Raw genomic sequence first — 20,889 nt, 5'->3', positions numbered from 1 at the left:
TCCGGGGCGCTCCTGCCAAACGGAAACTAACCCTTGCGAGCCTTGATGGCGTCGGTCAGCTGCGGAGCGACCTGGAACAGGTCACCCACGATGCCGAGGTCGGCGATCTCGAAGATCGGGGCCTCTTCGTCCTTGTTGACCGCGACGATGGTCTTGGACGTCTGCATGCCGGCGCGGTGCTGGATGGCGCCCGAGATACCGAGGGCGATGTACAGCTGCGGGGCGACGGTCTTACCGGTCTGGCCGACCTGGAACTGACCGCCGTAGTAGCCCGAGTCGACCGCGGCACGCGAAGCACCGACGGCACCGCCGAGCGAGTCGGCCAGGGCCTCGACGACCGCGAAGTTGTCGGCGCTGCCGACACCACGGCCACCGGCGACCACGACGCTGGCCTCGGTGAGCTCCGGACGGTCACCGGCGACGGCCGGCTCGCGCGAGGTGATCTTGGTGGCGTTCTCGGCCTGGGCCGGAACCTCGACGTTGACGACCTCGCCGGCACCGTCGGCCGGGGCGGCCTCGACAGCGCCCGGACGGACCGCGATCACCGGGAGCACGTCGTTGGCCTGCGCCTCGACGGTGTAGGCGCCACCGAAGATGCTGTGCACACCGATGCCACCGGCCTTGACGTCGACGACGTCGACCAGCAGACCGGCACCCAGGCGGGCGGCCAGACGACCGGCGACCTCTTTGCCCTCGGTGCTGGCGACCGTCAGAACGGCGGCCGGACCGGCGGACTCGACGAGAGCCTCCAGCACGTCGACGGTCGGGGTGACCAGGAAGTTGGCCGCGTCATCCGACTCGGCGACGTAGATCTTGGCCGCACCGGCGGCCTTGAGGGCGTCGGTCAGCGGCGCGGCGGTGCCGGGGGCACCCACCACAACTGCCGACGGCTCACCGAGCACACGGGCAGCGGTGATCAGTTCGGTGCTCACCTTCTTGAGGGCACCATCGGCGTGCTCGACGAGCACAAGTACTTCAGCCATGCGTATTTGCCTCTGTGTCTTTCTGGAAGTTTCGGTGTGGTGGGGGCTAGATCAGCTTCTGGCCGACGAGGTACTCGGCGATCTTGTTGCCGCCCTCGCCCTCGTCGGTGATCTTCTCGCCCGCGGCCTTGGCCGGCTTCGGCGTCGACGACAGCACCTTGCTGCTGGCGTTGGCGACACCGACCTCGTCGGCCTCGACACCGATCTCGGCCAGCGTCAGCACGGTGACCGGCTTCTTCTTGGCGGCCATGATGCCCTTGAACGACGGGAAGCGGGCCTCGCCGATGCGCTCGTTGACGCTCACGACGGCGGGCAGCGAAGCCTCCAGGCCGAAGACGCCCTCGTCGGTCTCACGCTCACCGGTGACCTTGCCGCCCTCGACGGAGATGCTGCGCAGGGAGGTCAGCTGCGGCAGGCCCAGCAGCTCGGCGATGACGGCCGGAACCGCGCCACCGACACCGTCGGTGGACTCGTTGCCACCGATGACCAGCTCGGCGCCCTCGATGGTGCCCAGCGCGCGCGCCAGGGTCCAACCGGTCTGGACGATGTCCGAGCCCTTGAGCTGGTCGTCCTTCACGTGCACCGCGTTGTCGGCGCCCATGGACAGAGCCTTGCGGATGGCCTCGGTGGCCCGCTCCGGTCCGACGGTCAGCACGGTGACGGTGCCGGCGCCGCCGGCGGCCTCTTCCTTCTCCTTGATCTGCAGCGCGGCCTCGACGGCGCGCTCGTTGATCTCGTCGAGCACCGCGTCCGCGGACTCGCGGTCGAGGGTGAAGTCGCCGTCGTTGAGCTTGCGCTCCGACTCATAGTCAGGGACCTGTTTGATCAGGACCACGATGTTCGTCATGGGTGTGGTTCGTCCTCCTCGATGAGGCCGGCGGTCGGCCTGGCATTCACGATTAACGCAACGACCAACATGTTACTACTCGGTAACTTATGTGGCATGGCGCAGGAACACCATAGCTGGTCGAACGCGGCCCGAGGATGCCGCCTTTTGTTTTCTTGACCACACTTGAGAGGGTTCGGCAACATGGCAGAACCAGCAGGTGGAACGGCCCAACCGATCGGGCCTGGGAATTCATGGACCACTCTGAGCTAGCCTGCCTATCTAATGAGCACTTTTCCCGAAATCCAGCCGGACGGCCACGCCCGGTCAGTGCCAGTCATGCCACTGACCGGTGAGCGCACGGTCCCGGACCTGGCGGAGGAGAACTACTGGTTCCGCCGTCACGAGGTGGTGTATCGGCGACTGGTCGACCGTTGCCGCGACCGTGACGTCCTGGAGGCCGGTGCCGGCGAGGGCTACGGCGCCGACCTCATCGCCGATGTCGCGCGCCGGGTCATCGGGCTGGACTACGACGAGTCCTCCGTGGCGCACATCCGCGCCCGCTACCCGAGGGTCGAGATGCTGCACGGCAACCTGGCCGCGCTGCCGCTGCCCGACGCGTCCGTCGACGTCGTGGTCAACTTCCAGGTCATCGAACACCTCTGGGATCAAGGACAATTCGTCGCCGAATGCCTGCGGGTGCTGCGGCCCGGCGGCGTGCTGCTGATGTCGACGCCCAACCGCATCACCTTCACCCCCGGCAGCGACACCCCGCTCAACCCGTTCCACACCCGGGAACTGAACGCCGCCGAGATGACCGAACTGCTCACCGAGCAGGGCTTCGTCATGGAGGCCATGCTGGGCGTCTATCACGGCGCCGGGCTGCGTGAGCTGGACGCCCGGCACGGCGGCTCCGTCATCCAGGCGCAGATCGACCGCGCGGTGGCCGATGCGCCCTGGCCCGCGGACCTGCTGGCCGACGTCGCCGCCGTGACCATCGACGATTTCGATCTACTGGACGCCGGTGCCGCCGGTGTCGATATCGACGACAGCCTCGACCTGGTGGCAATCGCGGTGCGGCCGTGAGTGATTCGCCGACGCCGGTACCGGGGATGTTCACCCTGGTGCTGCATACGCACCTGCCCTGGCTGGCGCACCACGGCCGCTGGCCGGTCGGCGAGGAGTGGCTCTACCAGTCGTGGGCGACGGCCTACCTGCCCCTGACGCGCGTCCTGCGCGAGCTGGCGGAGGAAGGTCGCGGCCACCTGCTGACCCTGGGCATGACGCCCGTCGTCACCGCCCAGCTCGACGATCCGTACTGTCTGGCCGGCATGCAGCAGTGGCTGTCCAACTGGCAGTTGCGCGCGCTGGAGGCGACGACCGTCCGTGACGGCGGGGGCGCACCCGAAACGTTCAATTCACCGGAAGCGTTGCGCGCCTTCGGCATTCACGAACACCAGCAGGCGGGCGCGGCGCTCGCTGAGTTCGCCGAGCACTGGCAGCACGGCGGCAGCCCGGTCCTGCGGCAGCTCATCGGCGCGGGCACCATCGAATTGCTCGGCGGCCCGCTGGCGCATCCGTTCCAGCCGCTGCTCAACCCCCGGCTGCGCGAGTTCGCGCTGCGCGAGGGCCTGGCCGACGCCGGCGCCCGGTTCGCGCACACCCCCGGCGGCATCTGGGCACCCGAATGCGCCTACGCCCCCGGCATGGAGACCGGCTACGCGGCCGCCGGCGTCACCCACTTCATGGTCGACGGCCCGTCGCTGCACGGCGACACCGCGCTCGGCCGTCCGGTCGGCGAGTCGGACGTCGTGGCCTTCGGCCGCGACCTGCAGGTCAGTTACCGCGTGTGGTCCCCCAAGTCCGGTTACCCGGGGCACCCGGCCTACCGCGACTTCCACACCTACGACCACCTCACCGGCCTCAAGCCGGCCCGGGTCACCGGCCGCACCGTCCCGTCGGAGTCCAAGGCCCCGTACGAGCCCGAGCGCGCCGCCGCCGCGATCGACACCCACGTCGCGGATTTCGTGAACACGGTTCGGCGCCGGCTGATCTCGGAGTCCGAGCGCACCGGGCGGCCGGCCCACGTCGTCGCCGCATTCGACACCGAGCTGTTCGGGCACTGGTGGCACGAGGGACCGGAGTGGCTGGGACGCGTACTGCGCGCGCTGCCGGCCGCCGGTGTCCAGGTGGGCACGCTGTCGGACGCGATCGCGGGCGGCTTCGTCGGCTCGCCCGTCGAATTGCCGCCAAGTTCCTGGGGCTCGGGCAAGGACTGGCAGGTCTGGTCCGGCGAGCAGGTCGCCGACTTCGTGACGCTCAACGCCGAGGTCGTCGATACCGCGCTGACCACGGTGGACAAGGTCCTGGCGCAGGATTCGGCGTACCCGGCACGCGACCGGGTGGCCGACCAGATCCTGCGGGAAGCCCTGCTGACCGTCTCGAGCGACTGGCCCTTCATGGTGAGCAAAGACACCGCGGCGGAATATGCTCGCTATCGCGCGCACCTGCACGCGCACGCCACCCGGGAGATCGCCGGTGCCCTCGCGTCTGGACGGCGCGATCAGGCACAGAAGCTCGCGGAAGGTTGGAACCGCGCCGACGGACTGTTCGGCGCCCTGGACGCCAGGCGGTTACCCCGATGAAAATCCTCATGGTCTCGTGGGAGTACCCACCCGTGGTGATCGGTGGCCTCGGACGCCACGTCCACCATCTGGCCGTCGAGCTGGCCGCCCTCGGCCACGAGGTCGTGGTGCTGTGCCGTCGCCCCGCCGACACCGATCCCAGCACGCACCCCACCACCAACGAGGTGCACGAGGGCGTGTGGGTGATCTCCGCGGCTCTCGACCCGAACGAGTTCAAGTTCGGCACCGACATGATGGCCTGGACACTGGCCATGGGGCACGCGATGATTCGCGCCGGCCTGAGCCTGCGCGACTGGACCCCGGACGTCGTGCACGCGCACGACTGGCTGGTCGCGCATCCCGCCGTGACCCTGGCCGAATTCTTCGACGTGCCACTTGTCTCCACCATCCACGCCACCGAGGCCGGCCGGCATTCGGGCTGGCTCTCCGGCCCGGTGAGCCGCCAGGTCCACTCGCTGGAATCGTGGCTCGTGCACGAGTCCGACTCGTTGATCACCTGCTCGGTATCCATGGGCGAGGAGATCACCGAGCTGTTCGGACCCGAGCTGCCCGACGTGAGCGTGATCTGCAACGGCATCGACACCGCCGGCTGGCCGTTTGCCATGCGGCGCAGGCACGACGGCCCGGCCGAGCTGCTGTTCGTCGGCCGGCTCGAGTACGAGAAGGGCGTGCACGACGTCATCGCCGCGCTGCCCCGAATCCGGCGGACCCACCCCGGGACCACGCTGACCATCGCCGGTGACGGCACCCAGTACGACTGGCTGGTCGAGGAGGCCCGCAAGGCCAAGGTCACCAAGGCCGTGAATTTCGTTGGCCGCGTTGACCATTCCGGGCTGCTGGAACTGCTGCACCGGGCCGATGCTGCGGTCCTGCCGAGCCACTACGAGCCGTTCGGCATCGTGGCACTGGAGGCCGCCGCGGCCGGTACGCCGCTGGTGACCTCCAATGTCGGCGGGCTCGGCGAAGCGGTGATCAACGGCAAGACGGGTGTCTCCTGCCCGCCGCGCAATGTCGGCGCGCTGGCGTCGGCGGTCCGCAAGGTACTCGACGACCCCGCGGGCGCGCAGCAGCGCGCGCTGGCCGCGCGCGATCGGTTGAACCACGACTTCTCGTGGCAGACCGTCGCGGCCGAGACGTCGGACGTGTATCTGGCTGCCAAGCGGGGCGAGCGCCTGCCGCACGCGCGCCGTCCCATCGTCGAACGGCCGCTGCCCGACCGCGGCTGAGGGCTCTTCACCGAAAATCCATAGAACTGTCCCTTTTCCCTGGAAAAGGGACAGTTCTCTGTCTGCTCGCAGACTTTCGACTCTTGACGTAGATACCCCCCGGGGGTACAAACGGCAGGGTGTTCACTCGCCGTAGTTTCCTGATCGCCTCTGCCGTCACGGGCGCGTCCGCGCTGGCCGGCGTCGCCGCGTGCGGCAAGACGCCGCCACCCGCCGCGGCCGGCGGCGTCGACCAGAAGGCCATCGCCGCGGCCGAGGCCGCCCGTCCACACAGCGGGCGCACCGTCTCGGTGGCGCTGCGCCCGCAGCCGGCCACCGTCGACCTCGGCGGGGTCGCCGTGCAGACGCTCGCGTACGGCGACCAGGTGCCGGGCCCGCTGATCCGCGCTTCGGTGGGCGACGAACTGTCGGTCCGTGTGTCCAATGGGCTCGACCACGACACCTCCGTGCACTGGCACGGCATCGCCCTGCGCAACGACATGGACGGCGCGGCACCCGCGACGCCGAACATCAAGCCCGGCAACGACTTCACCTACGCCTTCTCCGTCCCGCACGCCGGCACCTACTGGGCACACCCGCACACCGGCCTCGACGCGGACTACGGACTGTACCTGCCGGTCATCATCGACGACCCCGCGGACCGCGGCCGCTACGACGCGGAATGGATTGTGGTCCTTGATGATTGGACCTCGGGAGCGGGCAAGTCACCCCAGCAGATCTACGACGGCCTGCGCGCCATGGCCGGCATGGGGCACATGGGCGGCGGCCACGATATGAGCGGCATGGGCGACATGCCCGGTATGTCAGGGATGGCGACGAGCACACTGCTCGGTGGCGACGCCGGCGACGTCAAGTACCCCCACTTCCTCGCCAACGGCCGGATTTCCTCCGCACCAACGGTTTTCGACGCCAAACCCGGCCAGCGCATCCGGCTGCGCATCATCAACGCCGGCGCCGACACCGCCTTCCGGGTGGCGCTGGCCGGGCACCGGATGACCGTCACGCACACCGACGGCTTCCCCGTCGACCCGGTGGAGGTGGACGCGCTGCTGCTGGGCATGGGCGAGCGCTATGACGTCACCGTCACCGCGGGCGCCGGCGTCTTCCCGTTGGTGGCGGTCGCCGAAGGCAAGGACAGCGCCGCCCGCGCCCTGCTCGCCACCGGCGCCGGCACCGCGCCCGACGCCGCGTTCCGTCCCGCGGAACTGACGCGCCGCGTCGGCACCGTCGCCGACTTCACGGCCGCCTCGGCCGTCGACCTCGGACCCATCACCCCGGACGTCACGCTGGCCGCGGAACTCACGGGCTCGATGATGAAGTACGACTGGGGCATCAACGGACGCGGGTTCGACAACCGCCAGGTCCTGACGGTGCGCGAGGGGCAGCGCGCCACGGTGACCTTCACGAACTCGACGACCATGTGGCACCCCATGCACCTGCACGGGCACACATTCCAGGTGCTGCAAAGCGACGGTCGGCGCGGCCCGCGCAAGGACACGCTGATCGTGCTGCCCAAGCAGAAGCTGACCGTCGCTCTCGTCGCCGACAACCCCGGCGACTGGATGATGCACTGCCACAACGCCTATCACCAGGAGGCAGGCATGATGACGACGCTCGACTACACGAGCTGAGTTATCGGGAGCTCTTCTTCCGCTCGATGTCGGCCAGCGCCCGGGCGAGTTCCTCACGCTCGGCGGCCGAGGTCTCCCAGTCCAGCTTGCGGTTCTTGACCACCTTGGCCGGCGCGCCGACCGCGATGGAGAAGTCCGGAATCTCGCCCTTGACCACCGCGTGGGCACCGAGCACGCAGCCGCGGCCGATGCTGGTGTTGCGCAGGATGGTCACCTTGGCGGCGACCCAGGTGTCCGGGCCGATCCGCACCGGGCCCTTGATGATGCCCTGGTCCTTGATCGGCAGCTCCATGCTGTCCATCTTGTGGTCGAAGTCGCAGACGTAGCACCAGTCGGCCATGAGCGCCGACTCACCGATCTCGATGTCCAGGTAGGTGTTGATGACGTTGTCGCGTCCCAGCACCACCTTGTCACCGAACCGCAGGGAGCCTTCGTGGCAGCGGATGGTGTTCTTGTCGCCGATGTGCACCCAGCGGCCGATCTCCATCTGCGCCAGCTCGGGCGTGCACTGGATCTCCACGCCCTTACCGAGGAACACCATGCCCCGCGTGATGATGTGCGGGTTGGCCAGCTTGAACTTGAGCAGCCGGAAGTACCGCACCAGGTACCAGGGCGTGTAGGCCTTGTTGTCGAGCACCCACTTCAGCGACTCACGGGTGAGGAAGCGCGCCTGCCGCGGATCGCGCAGCCGCGAACCTCGCCATCGCTTGTGAATCGGTGCGCCCCACATCGTCGTCATGGCCGGAAAGCCTACGCGAGGCGAAATCGGACATTCGCCGGTCTCGGGCTAGTCTCGGGACTCGATGCCTGCACACCGAATCCGCCGCCTCGCCGTCATTGCTGTTGCCGCGGTCACCCTGACCGTCGCCGGGTGCGGCAACACCGACTCCTGGGTCAAGGCACACCCCTCGGACGGCTGGCCGGCGCAGTATGGCGACGCCGCCAACAGCAGCTACACCGCGCTGGCCGGGGCGAGCAGCCTGAAGCAGGACTGGGCCCGCTCGGCCAAGGGCAATATCGGCGCGCAGGTGATCCTCGGCTCGGGCAGCTTTCTGGCCATCAACGCGCAGTCGGCCAATGGTTGCTCGCTGATGGTGTGGGAAAGCGACCAGCATGGCCGCCAGCGGTGGTGCACCCGGCTGTGGCAGGGCGGCGGCATGTCCAGTCCCCTGTTCGACGGCTTCGACAACATGTACGTCGGCCAGCCCGGCGCGATCATGTCGTTCCCGCCGACGCAGTGGATCCGCTGGCGTCAGCCCGTCATCGGGATGCCGACGACGCCGCGCATCCTGTCGCCCGGTCAGCTCCTCGTGGTGACGCATCTGGGCCAGGTGCTGGTTTTCGACGCGCACCGCGGCCAGACCATCGGCGCCCCGCTGGACCTCGTCAGCGGCGTCGACCCCGCCGACTCGGCGCGCGGCCTGGCCGACTGCCAGCCCGCCAAGGCGGCCTGCCCCATCTCTGCGGCGCCCGCGTACTCCCCCGACACCAACATGGTGGTGCTGGGCCTGTGGCAGCCGGGCGCCGATGCCCCCACCCTCGTCGGGCTGCGCTACCACGAGGGCCAGACGCCGCTGCTGACCCGCGAATGGAGCAGCACCGCGGTCGGGGGCGGCCCCATCGCCAGCCCGGTGCTGTCCGCCGACGGCAAGACCGTCTACGTCAACGGCCGCGACCAGCACCTCTGGGCGGTGAACTCCGCCGACGGCAAGGCCAAGTGGTCGGTCAACCTGGGCTTCCAGCCGCAGACGCCGCCGTCGGTGACGCCGGACGGCCTGGTGGTCGCCGGCGGTGGGCCGCAGACCAAGCTCACCGCGGTCAATGACAAGGGCGACAAGGGCGAGGTGGCGTGGACGCGCACCGACATCGAGCCGCTGACGACGTCCACACGCGCCGGCACCGACGTCGGGTACGTCGTGGTTCGCGACGGTCAGGCCGGTCAGGCATTGGTGGTGTTCTCCCCCGCCGACGGCCACACCGTGAACAGCTATCCGCTGCCGGGCGCCACGGGCTGGCCTGTCGGGGTCTCCGTCGGGCACGACAAACGCGTCGTCACCGCGACGAGCGACGGCCAGGTCTACGCGTTCGCCCCAGCCTGATCAGGGATTTGTGCACGATTTTCCGCGGCCCGCGCGGAAAATCGTGCACGAATCGCTAGGCCAGCATCGCCTCGATCGGGGCTCGCGGCACTGTCACCTGCACCGCGCCGGCGGATTCCGGTAGCACCTGCCCCTGGCTGAAGAAGAAGATCAGCGAGTCGTTGGTGATCGCGAAGTTCTGGTAGGTCTCCGGGTCCAGCCCGGCCGCGGGCGGCATCAGCACCGGCTGCGCGGACTGGCGGATCAGTTCACCCTGAACCATCGGCAGGATCACCGGAAATGGTTGTGCGCCAGGTGCGAACAGGTTCTCGATGGTGATCGGCCTGCGCTGGACCAGGTCCCACGTGAACGTCTTGTAGAAGGTCTGCGGATGCGCCCCACCGACGTCCTGGAACGTCTTGAAGACCACCGACTGGGTGTTGCGCGGTGGGATCGCCGCTGTGTACTGCGTCGCGCTGGTGTCCAGCTCGTACGAGGTCTCGTGCGGCCCAGGCATCTTCGCGACGTTGACGTACCCGTCACGGGTCTGCGTGATGTAGTCGACCACCGCCTGCTGATCCGGGTAGTCGATGGGGAAGCTGATGTTGAGCGCGTAGCCGCGGGTGGTGTCGCGAATCTGACACATCCGCGAGCCGTCGACGACACCGCCCAGCTCGGGGCATTTCGCCGGGGTCGCGGCCGCAAGAGGCATGCCGAGCCAGCCGACCGCCCCTGTTGCAGCGATCACTGCGGCGAGTGCGGGAAGGCGCATCTGGTGAATCCTCCAGGGATGAATGAATGGCGGCACATCGCCGCCGGTTCCAGCGTACCTGTCGGCCCTACCGGTCCCGAGCATGAACTGCGACCAGGTGATCTCAGCGCGACGGCCGGCAAATGAAGGCCGTCGGCCGGGCGGCGGCCCCCGCGCCGATGCGCGTGATCACCACGGAGAGCCGAGCCCCCGAGCGTTGCAGCTTCAGCCTGGCGCGCAACGCATCCGGGTCGACGTCGACCCCGCGCACCAGAATTTCGACGGCCGACGCCCCGTGCGCGGACAACGCCTGCCGGAGCCGCTTCTCGTTGTAGGCGATCTGCTCGACGACCTCGAAACCCCTTGTACCGCTCGGCAACTCGTCACCCGACAGGTACGCGATCGCGGGGTCCAGCTGCCACAGGCCGTACCGCGCCGCATAGTGCCGCACCAGGCCGGCCCGTACCACCGCACCGTCGGGGTCGACGATCCACCGCCCCGCAGGCCCGGAGGGGCAGTCCTCGGGGTCGGCATCGGTGAATTCCTCTGCCACCCGGCCGGTCTTGTCGAGCACCGTGGCCCGGCGCGTGACCCCTGCCGGGGCCAGCCCCGGTGACCACAGGCAGGCCTCCCGGACGCTGCCGGCCAGCGATGTGATCTGCACCTCGCCGCGGAATCCGAGCTCCGACAGCCGGCCGAAATCGACGCCGGGAGCGCATTTCACCACCAGGTCGCGGTCCCGGTAGACCGCGAGCAGCTCGTCCAATGGCGGGGCGTAATCACGGGGATCGAACTTGCGGCGCCCCGAACTGCGCCGGGCCGGGTCGACGACCACCACCGTGTCCCGCGTGATCGGGCGGAGCGCGTCGGCGCGACACAGCAGCGCGCGGGCACCCACGTTGTGGCGCGCCATGGCCAGCCGGACGCTGTCGAGGTCGCTGCCGACGAGCAGGGGCGCCGAGTCGCCGCCGCCCGAATTGCCCAGGGCGGCAAGTTCTGTCCCGACAGAGCACGTCGCATCGTGCACGACGCGGCCGGACAACCGCCGCGCCCGATGAACGGCGACGGCCCCGGCGGTGGCCTGCTGCAGCGCCTCGTCGGTGAACAGCCAGCCGGTGACATCGCCCAGCTCGGCCAGTTTGGCGACGGCCCGGCGACGCAACAGCACAGTCTCGACCAGCACCGCTGCGCGGTCACCGAAACGCGAACGCGCCCAAGCGATGTCGGACACCCGATGGGCATCGGCCAGAGGCCGGGCGGCCACCTCGGCGAGCGCCTCCTGACCCGGTCCGGTCAGGTAGGCGACATCGTCGAGCGTGAAGGCATAGCCGCTCACGTCAGAGCGTCAGGGGCGTCTGGTCCGTCAGGTCCATCGCGGACACCGTCAGGACGGCTTGACCCCGGTGATCATCACGTTGTAGAACCAGCCCTTGGGCACGACGCGGCGCCACACGTTGGCGTCGAACCAGCTCAGCGTGGTCCAGCCACCGAAGGCGAACTTGGCCCACTTGAAGCCGAGCTTGCCCGGGGGCACCGTCGACTCGAAGGTACGCACCGGCCAGCCCAGCATGGCTGCGGTGAATTCCTCACTGGCCGTGGCGACTTCGACCGCACCGGCGTTGGTGGCCATGCGCTCCAGGTCGGCGGGATCGAAGGTGTGCAAGTCGACGATCCACTCCAGCGCCGCGGCGCGGGAGTTCTCGTCGAGCTCCTCCTGCGGCCGGCGCCAGGACTCCAGCCCGGGCAGCTTCATGGCCGCGACGGTGGTCTTCCAGGTCAGGTCGGCGAGGCGACGGGCGTAGAAGTTACCGACCGTGGTGGGCTCGCCGGCGAAGATGAACCGGCCGCCCGGCTTGAGTACGCGGACGACCTCGCGCAGCGACAGCTCCACGTCGGGAATGTGGTGCAGCACCGCGTGGCCGACGACCAGGTCGAAGGTGTTGTCCTCGTAGGGGATTCCCTCGGCGTCGGCGACGCGGCCGTCGATGTCCAGACCGAGGGCCTTGCCGTTGCGGGTGGCCACCTTGACCATGCCCGGGGACAGGTCGGTGACGGAGCCGCGGCGGGCGACGCCGGCCTGGATCAGGTTCAGCAGGAAGAAGCCGGTGCCACAGCCGAGCTCGAGCGCCCGGTCATACGGCAGCTCACGCTGGACCTCGTCGGGGACGATGGCGTCGAAGCGACCGCGGGCGTAGTCGATGCACCGCTGGTCGTACGAGATCGACCACTTGTCGTCGTAGCTCTCGGCTTCCCAGTCGTGGTACAGGACCTGCGCCAGCTTGGTGTCGTGGCGGGCCGCCTCGACCTGCTCGGCGGTCGCGTGCGGGTTGGGCGCCTGATCAACAGCCTGCTCAACTACGTCGGATACCTTGGCGGCAGCGTCGGCTGCGGCGACCTCGGACGTCTGGTCGGTACTCGTCATGCAGGTCAGCCTAACTGCCCGGTCACCGGGAGTTCACATCCACACTTCTGTTCACCCGCTGAGCACCGGTTCAGCGAACCGCGAACGCCGCCTTTGCTGTGGCCAGCGCCTCGGGAGACGAGTCCAGAAACCTGCGCGCCCATTTCTGCGCCTCGTCGTAGACGTGGTCAGGCGCCACGAGTTGGTCGATCAGACCGAGGGAAACCGCTTCCTCGGCGCCGGCGAACCGGCCGCTGAACACCAGGTCCTTGGCGCGGCTGTCGCCGACGGCCGCGGCCAACCGCGCCGCCGCGCCCTCGGCCGGCGCCCGCCCCGACAGGATCTCGGTCGACCCGACCTTGACGTTGTCGCCGCTGATCCGCCAGTCGGCGGCCAGCGCCAGCGTCAGGCCGCTACCGAGCGCGTAACCCGTCACGGCCGCCACGGTGGGCCGCGGAATGGCCGCCACGGCGTCGACGGCGGCGCGGCAGACGGCACCAGCGACGCGCGCTTCCGCCGCGTCGAGAGTGCTGGTCTCGTGGTCGTCGTCGCCGGTGCAGAACACCTCGTGACCGCCGTGCACGATGACGGCGGTGACGTCGGACCGCTGGCCCAGCTCTTCGGCCGCCGCGGCGATCTCCCGGCACATCTGGCGGGTCAGCGCATTGCGCGGTGGCCTGGCCAGCAGCAGGGTGCCGACACCGTCGGTGACGTGGATCTGGACGTATTCGCCGATGTCCATCACTGCGCCCTGCCGCCGCGTGCCGCCTTGTACCGCTCGGCGTCGAAGAACTCGATGTCCCAGGTGCCCTCACCCATGGTGAGGACCGGCTCGATCGGTTCGATGGTGCGCTCGTCCTTCATCAATTCCGGGACCGTACGACCGTCCAGCGAGCTCAGTTGCGTCCACGTGGGCGGCAGCAGGAACGAATGCCCCTGCGCGAACTCCTCCAGCGCTGCCGTGGGCGTCCGCCAGGCGACGTGGTCGCTCTCGGTGTTGTTGCCGTCGGCCCGTTGGCCGGCCGGCAGCGCGCCGACGAAGAAGAAGGTGTCGTAGCGGCGGGTGCGTTCCTCTTTGGGCGTGATCCAGTTGGCCCACGGCCACAGCAGGTCCGCACGCAGCACGAGCTTCTCGCGGGCCAGGAATTCGCCGAACGACAGCTCCCGGCTTTCCAGCGCGGTCCGGGACTCGTGGTAGACGGTCGCGTCGGACACGATGCCGTCGGGATCGTCGGCCGGCCCGGCGAACAGCACACCGGACTCCTCGAACGTCTCGCGGGCGGCGGCGCACACCAGCGCGCCGGCCAGCACCGGGTCCACGCGGAACTTCTCGGCCCACCAGGTGCGGTCGGGTCCGGTCCAGGCGATATCTGCGTCACCGTCGCCGGAGGCGACAAACAGGTCATAGTCGCGCTCGTCCACACCGCCACCGGGGAACACCGTCATGCCGCCGGCGAAGGCCATCGACATGGTGCGGCGCATCAGGAAGACCTCGATGCCCGGCGCGCCGTCGCGCACCAGCATCACGGTCGCGGCCGGCCTGGGATGCAAGGGGTCGAGTTCGGTCATATACGCCTCCTGTGCGCCGCGCGACTGCGGGTACGACGGGCGAAGTACCGCCCGTCGATGTACTCCAGGGCGATCGACTGACCGAAGGCCTGGGAGAGATTCTCGGACGTCAGCACATCGGGCAACAGCCCGGCGGCGACTGTCTGCCCCTCGGAGAGCAGCAGGCAGTGCGTGAAGCCCTCCGGGATTTCCTCGACGTGGTGGGTGACCAGCACCGTGGCCGGCGCGTCGGCGTCGGCGGCCAGATCAGCCAGCCGGGCCACGAGTTCTTCGCGCCCGCCGAGGTCCAGTCCGGCCGCCGGCTCGTCGAGCAGCAAGAGTTCCGGATCGGTCATGAGCGACCGGGCGATCAGCACCCGCTTGCGCTCACCCTCGGACAGCGTGCCGTAGCGGCGGTCGGCGAGGTGTTCGGCGCCGATGCTCTCCAGGGTGTCCAGCGCGCGGTTGTAGTCGACGTCGTCGTACTGCTCGCGCCACCGGCCCAGCACCGCGTAACCGGCCGAGACCACCAGGTCCCGCACGACTTCGTCGTCCGGTATCCGCTGCGACAGCGCCGAACTGCTGAGCCCTATGCGCGACCGCAGCTCGGACATGTCGGTCCGGCCCAGCCGCTCGCCGAGGACGAACGCCGTGCCCGACGACGGATGCTCGACGGCGGCCGCCATCCGCAGCAGCGACGTCTTGCCCGCGCCGTTGGGGCCGAGGACGACCCAACGCTCATCGAGTTCCACCGCCCAATCGATGGGGCCGACCAGGGTGGCACCGCCGCGGCGCAGCGTGACGCCGGAGAATTCGATCAGCAGGTCGCCATCGGCGGAGTCGATCAAATGGTCGGAGTCGGGCTGGGCATCTGGCTTCCCGAGGTGGTCGTTGAGGGCGCCGGGCACTCGCTCATCGTAGCCACGGCCGGTTCAGCTGCCCGGTCCCCCACCACGTGCGCCCATCCGCTGGCCGCCAGCCACCGGGTCGGGGTGCACCGCAGCACCAGTTGCACCAGCGGCCCAATCCCCAAGGCGTACACGACGGTTCCGACGCCGACGGTGCCGCCCAGCAGCCAGCCGGTGGCCAGCACCGTCACCTCGATGCCGGTGCGGACCAGCCGCACCGACCAGCCGGTCCGGGCCACCAGCCCGGTCATCAGTCCGTCGCGTGGCCCCGGCCCCATCCCGGCACCGATGTACATCACCGTGCTGACGGCGTTGAGCACGACGGCGCCGACCATCATCGCGGTGCGCACCGGCAGCGTCGCCGGCTGCGGCAGCACCAGCAGGGCCGCATCGACGGTGACGGAGATGACGATGACGTTCGCGACGGTGCCGACGCCCGGGCGGGTGCGCAGCGGAATCCACCCGAGCAGCACGACGACGCCGACGAGCGCCGTGGCGCCGCCGATGGTCAGGCCGGTGTGCTTGGCCAGCCCCTGGTGGAAGACGTCCCACGGGTCCAGGCCCAGGCCGGCCCGCACGAACAGCGCCATCGACAGGCCGTAGCCGCACAGACCCGCCAACAGCAGCGCCGTGCGGACGGCCGTGGTCTTCACGCCGACGCCAGCCCTCACCGGTGGTCCTGGAAGCGGGCACGGATGGCATCCAGTTCGTGGCGCACCCGAGCCGCGTCGAGATCACGGACATCGGCCCTGTTGTCGCGCCGCGACCGGACGCGCTTCTCAGCCAGTTTTGATAGCCAGTTCGTACGCATGGCACCAGTTTTCCGGCCAACTGGCTTGCCATTCAATAGCCAGTTGGTCGATACTGGCTTCAATGTCGATCGAGATGTCAGCCAGATCACTTGACGAAGTCCTTCTGGCACGCGAATTGGGCAACTGGCGCACCTCCAGCCTCAGCGGCCCCGCCTACCTGGGCCTGGCCGACGCCATCCGCCTGCTCATCGTCGACGGCCGGCTTCCCGTCGGCGCCCGGTATCCCAGCGAGCGCGCGCTGGCCGATGCCCTGCGCGTCTCCCGCACGACGGTCACGGCGGCCTATGCGCAACTGCGCGAGGACGGCTACCTCAACGCCCGCCGCGGCGCACGCAGCACCACGGCCCTGCCGCCCACCGCGCTCACGGCCAGTCCGGCGCCCATCGTCAGAACCGGCACGCTGAGCCTGGCCGACGCCGCACCCTCGGCGCCGGCAGCCGCCACCCTCGAGGCGTTCGCGCGCGCGGCGCAGCGCGTCGCGCCGCATCTGCACGACCTCGGCATCGAACTCACCGGCGTCGCCGAGCTGCGCCAGGCCATCGCCGAAAGATATTGCGCCAGAGGGCTTCCCACCGATCCTGACGAGATCATGGTGACCACCGGGGCCCTGCACGCGATCAACCTCGTGCTGGCCACCTACGCCCGCCCGGGCGACCGCGTACTGATCGAGCAGCCGACGTACCACGGCGCCATCTCGCTCATCGCGGCGTCCGGCGCCCGCCCGGTGCCCGTCAGCATGGCAGAAGACGGCTGGGAACTGGATGCCGTGCAGGCCGCCATGCGGCAACTGGCCCCCACCCTGGCCTATCTGATCGTCGACAACCACAACCCGACCGGGCTGAGCCTGCCGGCCGCGGGACGCGAGCGCCTCGCGCGGATCATCTCCGAGACCCGGACCCGGACCATCATCGACGAGACCATCTGCGACATCTGGCTGGACGAGCCACTGCCGCCGCTGGCCTCCTATCTGGAGAGCCGTCGCGACCTCATGATCACCGTCGGCTCGATGTCGAAGTCGTTCTGGGGTGGCCTGCGGGTCGGCTGGATTCGCGCCGAACGGTCCACCCTGGCCGCCATCGCCGCGGTGCGGCCGACCATCGACCTGGGCACCGCGATCGTCGAACAACTCGCCTCGGCCGACCTGCTCCGGCAGGCCGACACCGTCCTGCCGGCCCGTCGCGACATGCTGCGCGCCCGGCGCGAGCTGGTGAGTTCGCTTCTGCAGGAACAACTTCCGGACTGGACGGCCAGCCCGTGCCACGGCGGTATGTCGATGTGGATGCGGCTGCCCGCACCCATGAGTTCAGCGCTGTCCGCGGCGGCGTCCCGGATGGGGCTCGTCATCCCCGCGGGTCCGCGATTCGGGGTGGATGGCACGTTGGAGCGCTTCATCCGGGTGCCGTTCACCCAGCCCGAGGAGCGCCTGCACCAGTCGGTAGCGGTGTTGGCTCAGGCCTGGCGCAGCGTCACCGGCGCCGGTACGCCGGACGCGCACGCCCTCGTCGTCTGAGGGGTTCTGCGGGGTTCTGCGGCGAAACTTACTGCTGGCTCTGGATCAGGCCGATGCAGGTGCCGATGTGCTCGGGCGTGCAGGGAATGCCGTTGACCGTCTGCAGGCCGCCGACAGACTGGGTGATCTGTGCGCCCGTCCCACTGTTGGACGTCTGCGGCGGCACCGCCTGCGGGCCACTGCCATTCGCCGTGCCCTTGACGCACACGCCTTCGAAGTGGCTGGGCACGGTCCCCCAGGGGCACGCGTAGGCCGGCGCGGCGGCCGTCACCGAGACGACCGACAAGGGGCCGGCGACCAACGCGACAGCACTCACACCAACCAGAACCGCACGCTTCATGTCACCATCTCCCACACGCCTACGCAGCAAATCAATATCAATAGTCACCACTGTAACGCGACAGCGGCCCCGGTGTGCCCTCGCCAGAAATCCCTACGGAATATCGACCCGCCGCACCACACCGTCGACGGCGTCGGCGGCCTCGATCTCGCCACGCGTGATGCCCAGGATGAACAGCACGGTGTCCAGATACGGGTGGTTCAGCGACGCGTCGGCAACGGCCCGCAGCGCCGGCTTGGCGTTGAACGCGACGCCGAGGCCGGCCGCCGACAACATGTCGATGTCGTTGGCGCCATCGCCCACCGCGACGGTCTGCTCCATGGGCACACCCGCCTGGTTGGCGAAATCGCGCAGCGCCTTGGCCTTGCCCGGTCGGTCGACGATCGGGCCGGTCACCCGGCCGGTCAGCTTGCCGTCGACGATCTCGAGGTGGTTGGCCGCGACGAAGTCGAGCATCAGTTCCTCGGCCAGCGGCTCGATCACCTGACGGAACCCGCCGGACACCACACCGCAGTGGTAGCCCAGCCGGCGCAGCGTGCGCAGCGTGGTCCGGGCCCCCGGGGTCAGCTCGATCTGGTCGGCGACCTCGTCGACCACCTCGGCCGGCAGGCCGGCGAGCGTGGCCACGCGTTCGCGCAGCGACTCCTCGAAGTCCAGTTCGCCGCGCATGGCGGCTTCGGTGATGGCCGCGACCTTGGCCTCGGCGCCGGCGCGCGCCGCCAGCATCTCGATGACCTCGCCCTGGATCAGCGTCGAGTCGACGTCGAACACGATGAGCCGCTTGGCCCGCCGAGCCAGGCTGTAGTCCTCGAGCGCGATGTCGACGCCCTCGTCGACGGCGACGCGAGCCAGCGCGGTCTGCAGCTGGGTGTACGCCCCGCCCACCGGCGGCACCGACACCCGCAGCTCCAGCCCCGTCACCGGATAGTCGGAGACGCCGCGGATGAAGTCGATGTTGACCCCCAGCGCGGCAACCTCGCGGGCGACGACCGTGAACGCCTCGGCGGTGATGGGCCGGCCCAGCACGACGATGGTGTGGGTCGACGGTTCGGTCAGGACGGGCTGATCGTCACTGCTGTCGATCGCGACATCGAGTCCCAGCTCGCCGATGGCCTGTTGCACGTCGGCCCGCAGCACCTCGCCGGCCACCTCCGCCGGTACCGCAACCAGCACGCCGAGTGTCAGGCGGCCACGGATGACCACCTGCTCGACGTTCAGCAGCTCGACGTTGTGCCGCGACAGCACGCCGAACAGCGTCGACGTCACGCCCGGCTGGTCGAGACCGGTGACGGTGATGAGCACTGATCCGTTTGGCATTCCTGCCTGCGTCATCTGTCAAGTCCCCTAACGCAGAACCGCCCGCGCCTTAGGCGCGGGCGGGTCGGCTGATTCCTAGTGGTGCGATCGACCGATGTGCGCTTCGGCGCGCATCCGCTCGACCATGTGCGGGTAGTGCAGCTCGAACGCCGGGCGCTCCGAACGGATCCGGGGCAGCTCGGTGAAGTTGTGCCGCGGCGGTGGGCAGCTGGTGGCCCACTCCAGCGAGTTGCCGTAACCCCACGGGTCGTCGACCACGACGGGCTCGCCGTAACGCCAGCTCTTGAACACGTTCCACACGAACGGCAGCGTGGACAGGCCCAGGATGAAGGCACCGATGGTCGAGATCACGTTCAGCGTGGTGAAGCCGTCGGTGGGCAAGTAGTCGGCGTAACGACGCGGCATGCCCTCGTCACCGACCCAGTGCTGGACCAGGAAGGTGGTGTGGAAGCCGATGAAGGTCAGCCAGAAGTGCAGCTTGCCCAGGCGCTCGTCGAGCAGCCGGCCCGTCATCTTCGGGAACCAGAAGTAGATGCCCGCGTAGGTGGCGAACACGATGGTGCCGAAGAGCACGTAGTGGAAGTGCGCGATGACGAAGTAGCTGTCCGTCACGTGGAAGTCCAGCGGCGGGCTGGCCAGCAGCACGCCCGACAGGCCACCGAGGAGGAAGGTGATCAGGAAGCCCACCGAGAACAGCATGGGCGTCTCGAAGGTCAACTGCCCCTTCCACATGGTGCCGATCCAGTTGAAGAACTTGATACCGGTCGGGACCGCGATCAGGAACGTCATGAACGAGAAGAACGGCAGCAGGACAGCGCCGGTGGCGTACATGTGGTGCGCCCACACCGCGACCGACAGCGCGGCGATACCGAGCGTCGCGTAGATCAGGGTGGTGTAACCGAAGATCGGCTTGCGGCTGAACACCGGGAAGATCTCCGAGACGATGCCGAAGAACGGCAGCGCGATGATGTACACCTCGGGGTGGCCGAAGAACCAGAACAGGTGCTGCCACAGCAGGACGCCACCGTTGGCGGGGTCGTAGATGTGGGCGCCCAGGTGGCGGTCGGCGGCCAGGCCGAACAGCGCGGCGGTCAGCAGCGGGAAGGCCAGCAGCACCAGGATCGAGGTCACCAGGATGTTCCAGGTGAAGATCGGCATGCGGAACATCGTCATACCCGGGCAGCGCATGCAGACCACGGTGGTGACCATGTTGACGGCACCCAGGATGGTGCCCAGACCACCGACGGCCAGGCCGACGATCCACAGGTCGCCACCGGCGCCGGGCGAGTGGATCGCGTCGGTCAGCGGCGAGTAGGCGGTCCAGCCGAAGTCAGCGGCACCACCGGGGGTGATGAAGCCGGCGATGGCGATCATGGCGCCGAACAGGAACAGCCAGAACGAGAAGGCGTTCAGCCGCGGGAACGCGACGTCCGGAGCGCCGATCTGCAGCGGCAGCACCAGGTTCGCGAAGCCGAACACGATCGGGGTGGCGTAGAACAGCAGCATCACGGTGCCGTGCATGGTGAACAGCTGGTTGAACTGCTCGTTGCTCAGGAACTGCAGTCCCGGCATGGCCAGCTCGGTGCGCATGAACAGCGCCATCAGGCCACCGATGAAGAAGAACACGAAGCAGACGACGCAGTACATGATGCCGATCAGCTTGTGATCGGTGGTGGTCACCAGCTTGTAGATCAGGTTGCCCTTGGGGCCCATACGCTCCGGGAACGGGCGACGAGCCTCGAGTTCTCCGATTGGGGGCGCTTCGGCTACCAACAGATCCTCCAAATGTTCCGGGCGAATAGTTCGAGCACACGGGGCATCCCATGTTGTCTGCCGGTGATCTTATCCCCCATCGCACAGCCTTGCGGCGAGGGTCCTACAAACTGTCGTAATTGGCTGGACCAGCCGTCGGC

The 20,889-nt window shown here is 68.9% G+C and carries 20 protein-coding genes; 6 read left to right on the top strand and 14 right to left on the bottom strand.

The features are described 5' to 3' along the window. Positions 1 to 26 precede the first annotated feature (26 nt). Positions 27 to 983 (bottom strand): electron transfer flavoprotein subunit alpha/FixB family protein, encoded by a 957-nt coding sequence (locus G6N46_RS00905; RefSeq protein ID WP_138249794.1) that lies wholly within the window; start codon positions 981 to 983, stop codon positions 27 to 29. A 46-nt stretch (positions 984 to 1,029) separates the two neighbouring features. Next, positions 1,030 to 1,830, bottom strand: coding sequence for an electron transfer flavoprotein subunit beta/FixA family protein (locus tag G6N46_RS00900; protein WP_135356586.1), 801 nt, complete (start codon positions 1,828 to 1,830; stop codon positions 1,030 to 1,032). 318 nt (positions 1,831 to 2,148) lie between these two features. Here G6N46_RS00900 and G6N46_RS00895 point away from each other — a divergent pair, with 318 nt between their 5' ends. The 4 genes from G6N46_RS00895 (at position 2,149) to G6N46_RS00880 (ending at position 7,311) form a co-directional block, all read left to right on the top strand. Beyond that, a complete protein-coding gene (locus G6N46_RS00895) occupies positions 2,149 to 2,895 on the top strand; it encodes a class I SAM-dependent methyltransferase (protein WP_138249821.1) in 747 nt (248 codons plus the stop codon). Positions 2,896 to 2,921: 26 nt separating this feature from the next. Further along, positions 2,922 to 4,454: a 1,4-alpha-glucan branching protein domain-containing protein gene (locus G6N46_RS00890; RefSeq protein ID WP_138249822.1), complete on the top strand. Its 1,533-nt coding sequence runs from the start codon at positions 2,922 to 2,924 to the stop codon at positions 4,452 to 4,454. After that, positions 4,451 to 5,680: a glycosyltransferase family 4 protein gene (locus G6N46_RS00885; RefSeq protein WP_138249795.1), complete on the top strand. Its 1,230-nt coding sequence runs from the start codon at positions 4,451 to 4,453 to the stop codon at positions 5,678 to 5,680. Before G6N46_RS00890 ends, G6N46_RS00885 begins: the two co-directional genes overlap by 4 nt. 119 nt (positions 5,681 to 5,799) lie before the next feature. Continuing rightward, entirely contained in the window at positions 5,800 to 7,311 is a 1,512-nt protein-coding gene (locus G6N46_RS00880; RefSeq protein WP_138249796.1) for a multicopper oxidase family protein, read from the top strand. A gap of 1 nt (position 7,312) precedes the next feature. On the opposite strand, the gene G6N46_RS00875 is transcribed toward G6N46_RS00880, so the two are convergent. Further along, the gene (locus G6N46_RS00875) at positions 7,313 to 8,050 is read right to left on the bottom strand and encodes an acyltransferase (protein WP_061007020.1); all 738 of its coding nucleotides are present in this window, start codon (positions 8,048 to 8,050) and stop codon (positions 7,313 to 7,315) included. Positions 8,051 to 8,114: 64 nt separating this feature from the next. Between G6N46_RS00875 and G6N46_RS00870 the strand changes: the two genes are divergently transcribed. Next, positions 8,115 to 9,410 (top strand): outer membrane protein assembly factor BamB, encoded by a 1,296-nt coding sequence (locus tag G6N46_RS00870; RefSeq protein WP_138249797.1) that lies wholly within the window; start codon positions 8,115 to 8,117, stop codon positions 9,408 to 9,410. A gap of 55 nt (positions 9,411 to 9,465) precedes the next feature. Here the strand turns inward: G6N46_RS00870 and G6N46_RS00865 are convergent, their stop codons facing one another. The 8 genes from G6N46_RS00865 to G6N46_RS00830 form a co-directional block, all read right to left on the bottom strand. Then, entirely contained in the window at positions 9,466 to 10,161 is a 696-nt protein-coding gene (locus G6N46_RS00865; protein WP_138249798.1) for an esterase, read from the bottom strand. 103 nt (positions 10,162 to 10,264) lie between these two features. Continuing rightward, positions 10,265 to 11,476 carry a THUMP-like domain-containing protein gene (locus G6N46_RS00860; protein ID WP_138249799.1) on the bottom strand — a complete coding sequence of 404 codons (1,212 nt, stop codon included), beginning with the start codon at positions 11,474 to 11,476 and terminating at the stop codon, positions 10,265 to 10,267. A gap of 48 nt (positions 11,477 to 11,524) precedes the next feature. Further along, a complete protein-coding gene (locus G6N46_RS00855; RefSeq protein WP_061001295.1) occupies positions 11,525 to 12,562 on the bottom strand; it encodes a class I SAM-dependent methyltransferase in 1,038 nt (345 codons plus the stop codon). A 70-nt stretch (positions 12,563 to 12,632) separates the two neighbouring features. Then, positions 12,633 to 13,283 carry an enoyl-CoA hydratase gene (locus G6N46_RS00850; RefSeq protein ID WP_138249800.1) on the bottom strand — a complete coding sequence of 217 codons (651 nt, stop codon included), beginning with the start codon at positions 13,281 to 13,283 and terminating at the stop codon, positions 12,633 to 12,635. Next, entirely contained in the window at positions 13,283 to 14,110 is an 828-nt protein-coding gene (locus tag G6N46_RS00845; RefSeq protein ID WP_138249801.1) for an NUDIX hydrolase, read from the bottom strand. Before G6N46_RS00845 ends, G6N46_RS00850 begins: the two co-directional genes overlap by 1 nt. Further along, the gene (locus G6N46_RS00840; protein WP_133427197.1) at positions 14,107 to 14,937 is read right to left on the bottom strand and encodes an ABC transporter ATP-binding protein; all 831 of its coding nucleotides are present in this window, start codon (positions 14,935 to 14,937) and stop codon (positions 14,107 to 14,109) included. The genes G6N46_RS00845 and G6N46_RS00840 overlap by 4 nt, the downstream gene beginning before the upstream one ends. Continuing rightward, positions 14,934 to 15,587 (bottom strand): membrane protein YczE, encoded by a 654-nt coding sequence (gene yczE, locus G6N46_RS00835; protein WP_407665181.1) that lies wholly within the window; start codon positions 15,585 to 15,587, stop codon positions 14,934 to 14,936. Before yczE ends, G6N46_RS00840 begins: the two co-directional genes overlap by 4 nt. 77 nt (positions 15,588 to 15,664) lie before the next feature. Then, on the bottom strand, positions 15,665 to 15,898 hold the full coding sequence (locus G6N46_RS00830; protein ID WP_163692507.1) for a hypothetical protein: 234 nt from the start codon (positions 15,896 to 15,898) through the stop codon (positions 15,665 to 15,667). Here G6N46_RS00830 and yczR point away from each other — a divergent pair. Next, positions 15,871 to 17,319: a MocR-like transcription factor YczR gene (gene yczR, locus G6N46_RS00825; protein ID WP_138249802.1), complete on the top strand. Its 1,449-nt coding sequence runs from the start codon at positions 15,871 to 15,873 to the stop codon at positions 17,317 to 17,319. The genes G6N46_RS00830 and yczR overlap by 28 nt on opposite strands. A 28-nt stretch (positions 17,320 to 17,347) precedes the next feature. Here yczR and G6N46_RS00820 read toward each other — a convergent pair whose 3' ends face one another. The 3 genes from G6N46_RS00820 to ctaD form a co-directional block, all read right to left on the bottom strand. After that, positions 17,348 to 17,659 carry a hypothetical protein gene (locus G6N46_RS00820; RefSeq protein WP_020103125.1) on the bottom strand — a complete coding sequence of 104 codons (312 nt, stop codon included), beginning with the start codon at positions 17,657 to 17,659 and terminating at the stop codon, positions 17,348 to 17,350. 93 nt (positions 17,660 to 17,752) lie between these two features. Beyond that, complete coding sequence (gene serB, locus G6N46_RS00815; protein WP_110767291.1) at positions 17,753 to 18,976, bottom strand: phosphoserine phosphatase SerB; 1,224 nt, start codon at positions 18,974 to 18,976, stop codon at positions 17,753 to 17,755. 75 nt (positions 18,977 to 19,051) lie between these two features. Next, a complete protein-coding gene (gene ctaD, locus G6N46_RS00810) occupies positions 19,052 to 20,749 on the bottom strand; it encodes an aa3-type cytochrome oxidase subunit I (protein ID WP_061004131.1) in 1,698 nt (565 codons plus the stop codon). Positions 20,750 to 20,889 lie beyond the last annotated feature (140 nt).

The sequence above is a fragment of the Mycolicibacterium phocaicum genome, from assembly GCF_010731115.1.
Classification (GTDB): Bacteria; Actinomycetota; Actinomycetes; order Mycobacteriales; family Mycobacteriaceae; genus Mycobacterium; species Mycobacterium phocaicum.
The sequence above is the reverse complement of the archived record's forward strand: the minus strand, read 5'-3'. Positions and strand labels throughout refer to the sequence as shown.

Coding starts and splice junctions, on each gene's coding strand:
- G6N46_RS00905 (WP_138249794.1), bottom strand. CDS start 983: ATGGCTGAAGTACTTGTGCTCGTCGAGCACGCCGATGGTGCCCTCAAG.
- G6N46_RS00900 (WP_135356586.1), bottom strand. CDS start 1,830: ATGACGAACATCGTGGTCCTGATCAAACAGGTCCCTGACTATGAGTCG.
- G6N46_RS00895 (WP_138249821.1), top strand. CDS start 2,149: ATGCCACTGACCGGTGAGCGCACGGTCCCGGACCTGGCGGAGGAGAAC.
- G6N46_RS00890 (WP_138249822.1), top strand. CDS start 2,922: ATGTTCACCCTGGTGCTGCATACGCACCTGCCCTGGCTGGCGCACCAC.
- G6N46_RS00885 (WP_138249795.1), top strand. CDS start 4,451: ATGAAAATCCTCATGGTCTCGTGGGAGTACCCACCCGTGGTGATCGGT.
- G6N46_RS00875 (WP_061007020.1), bottom strand. CDS start 8,050: ATGACGACGATGTGGGGCGCACCGATTCACAAGCGATGGCGAGGTTCG.
- G6N46_RS00870 (WP_138249797.1), top strand. CDS start 8,115: ATGCCTGCACACCGAATCCGCCGCCTCGCCGTCATTGCTGTTGCCGCG.
- G6N46_RS00865 (WP_138249798.1), bottom strand. CDS start 10,161: ATGCGCCTTCCCGCACTCGCCGCAGTGATCGCTGCAACAGGGGCGGTC.
- G6N46_RS00855 (WP_061001295.1), bottom strand. CDS start 12,562: ATGACGAGTACCGACCAGACGTCCGAGGTCGCCGCAGCCGACGCTGCC.
- G6N46_RS00850 (WP_138249800.1), bottom strand. CDS start 13,283: ATGGACATCGGCGAATACGTCCAGATCCACGTCACCGACGGTGTCGGC.
- G6N46_RS00845 (WP_138249801.1), bottom strand. CDS start 14,110: ATGACCGAACTCGACCCCTTGCATCCCAGGCCGGCCGCGACCGTGATG.
- yczE (WP_407665181.1), bottom strand. CDS start 15,587: ATGGCGCTGTTCGTGCGGGCCGGCCTGGGCCTGGACCCGTGGGACGTC.
- yczR (WP_138249802.1), top strand. CDS start 15,871: ATGTCGATCGAGATGTCAGCCAGATCACTTGACGAAGTCCTTCTGGCA.
- G6N46_RS00820 (WP_020103125.1), bottom strand. CDS start 17,659: ATGAAGCGTGCGGTTCTGGTTGGTGTGAGTGCTGTCGCGTTGGTCGCC.
- serB (WP_110767291.1), bottom strand. CDS start 18,976: ATGCCAAACGGATCAGTGCTCATCACCGTCACCGGTCTCGACCAGCCG.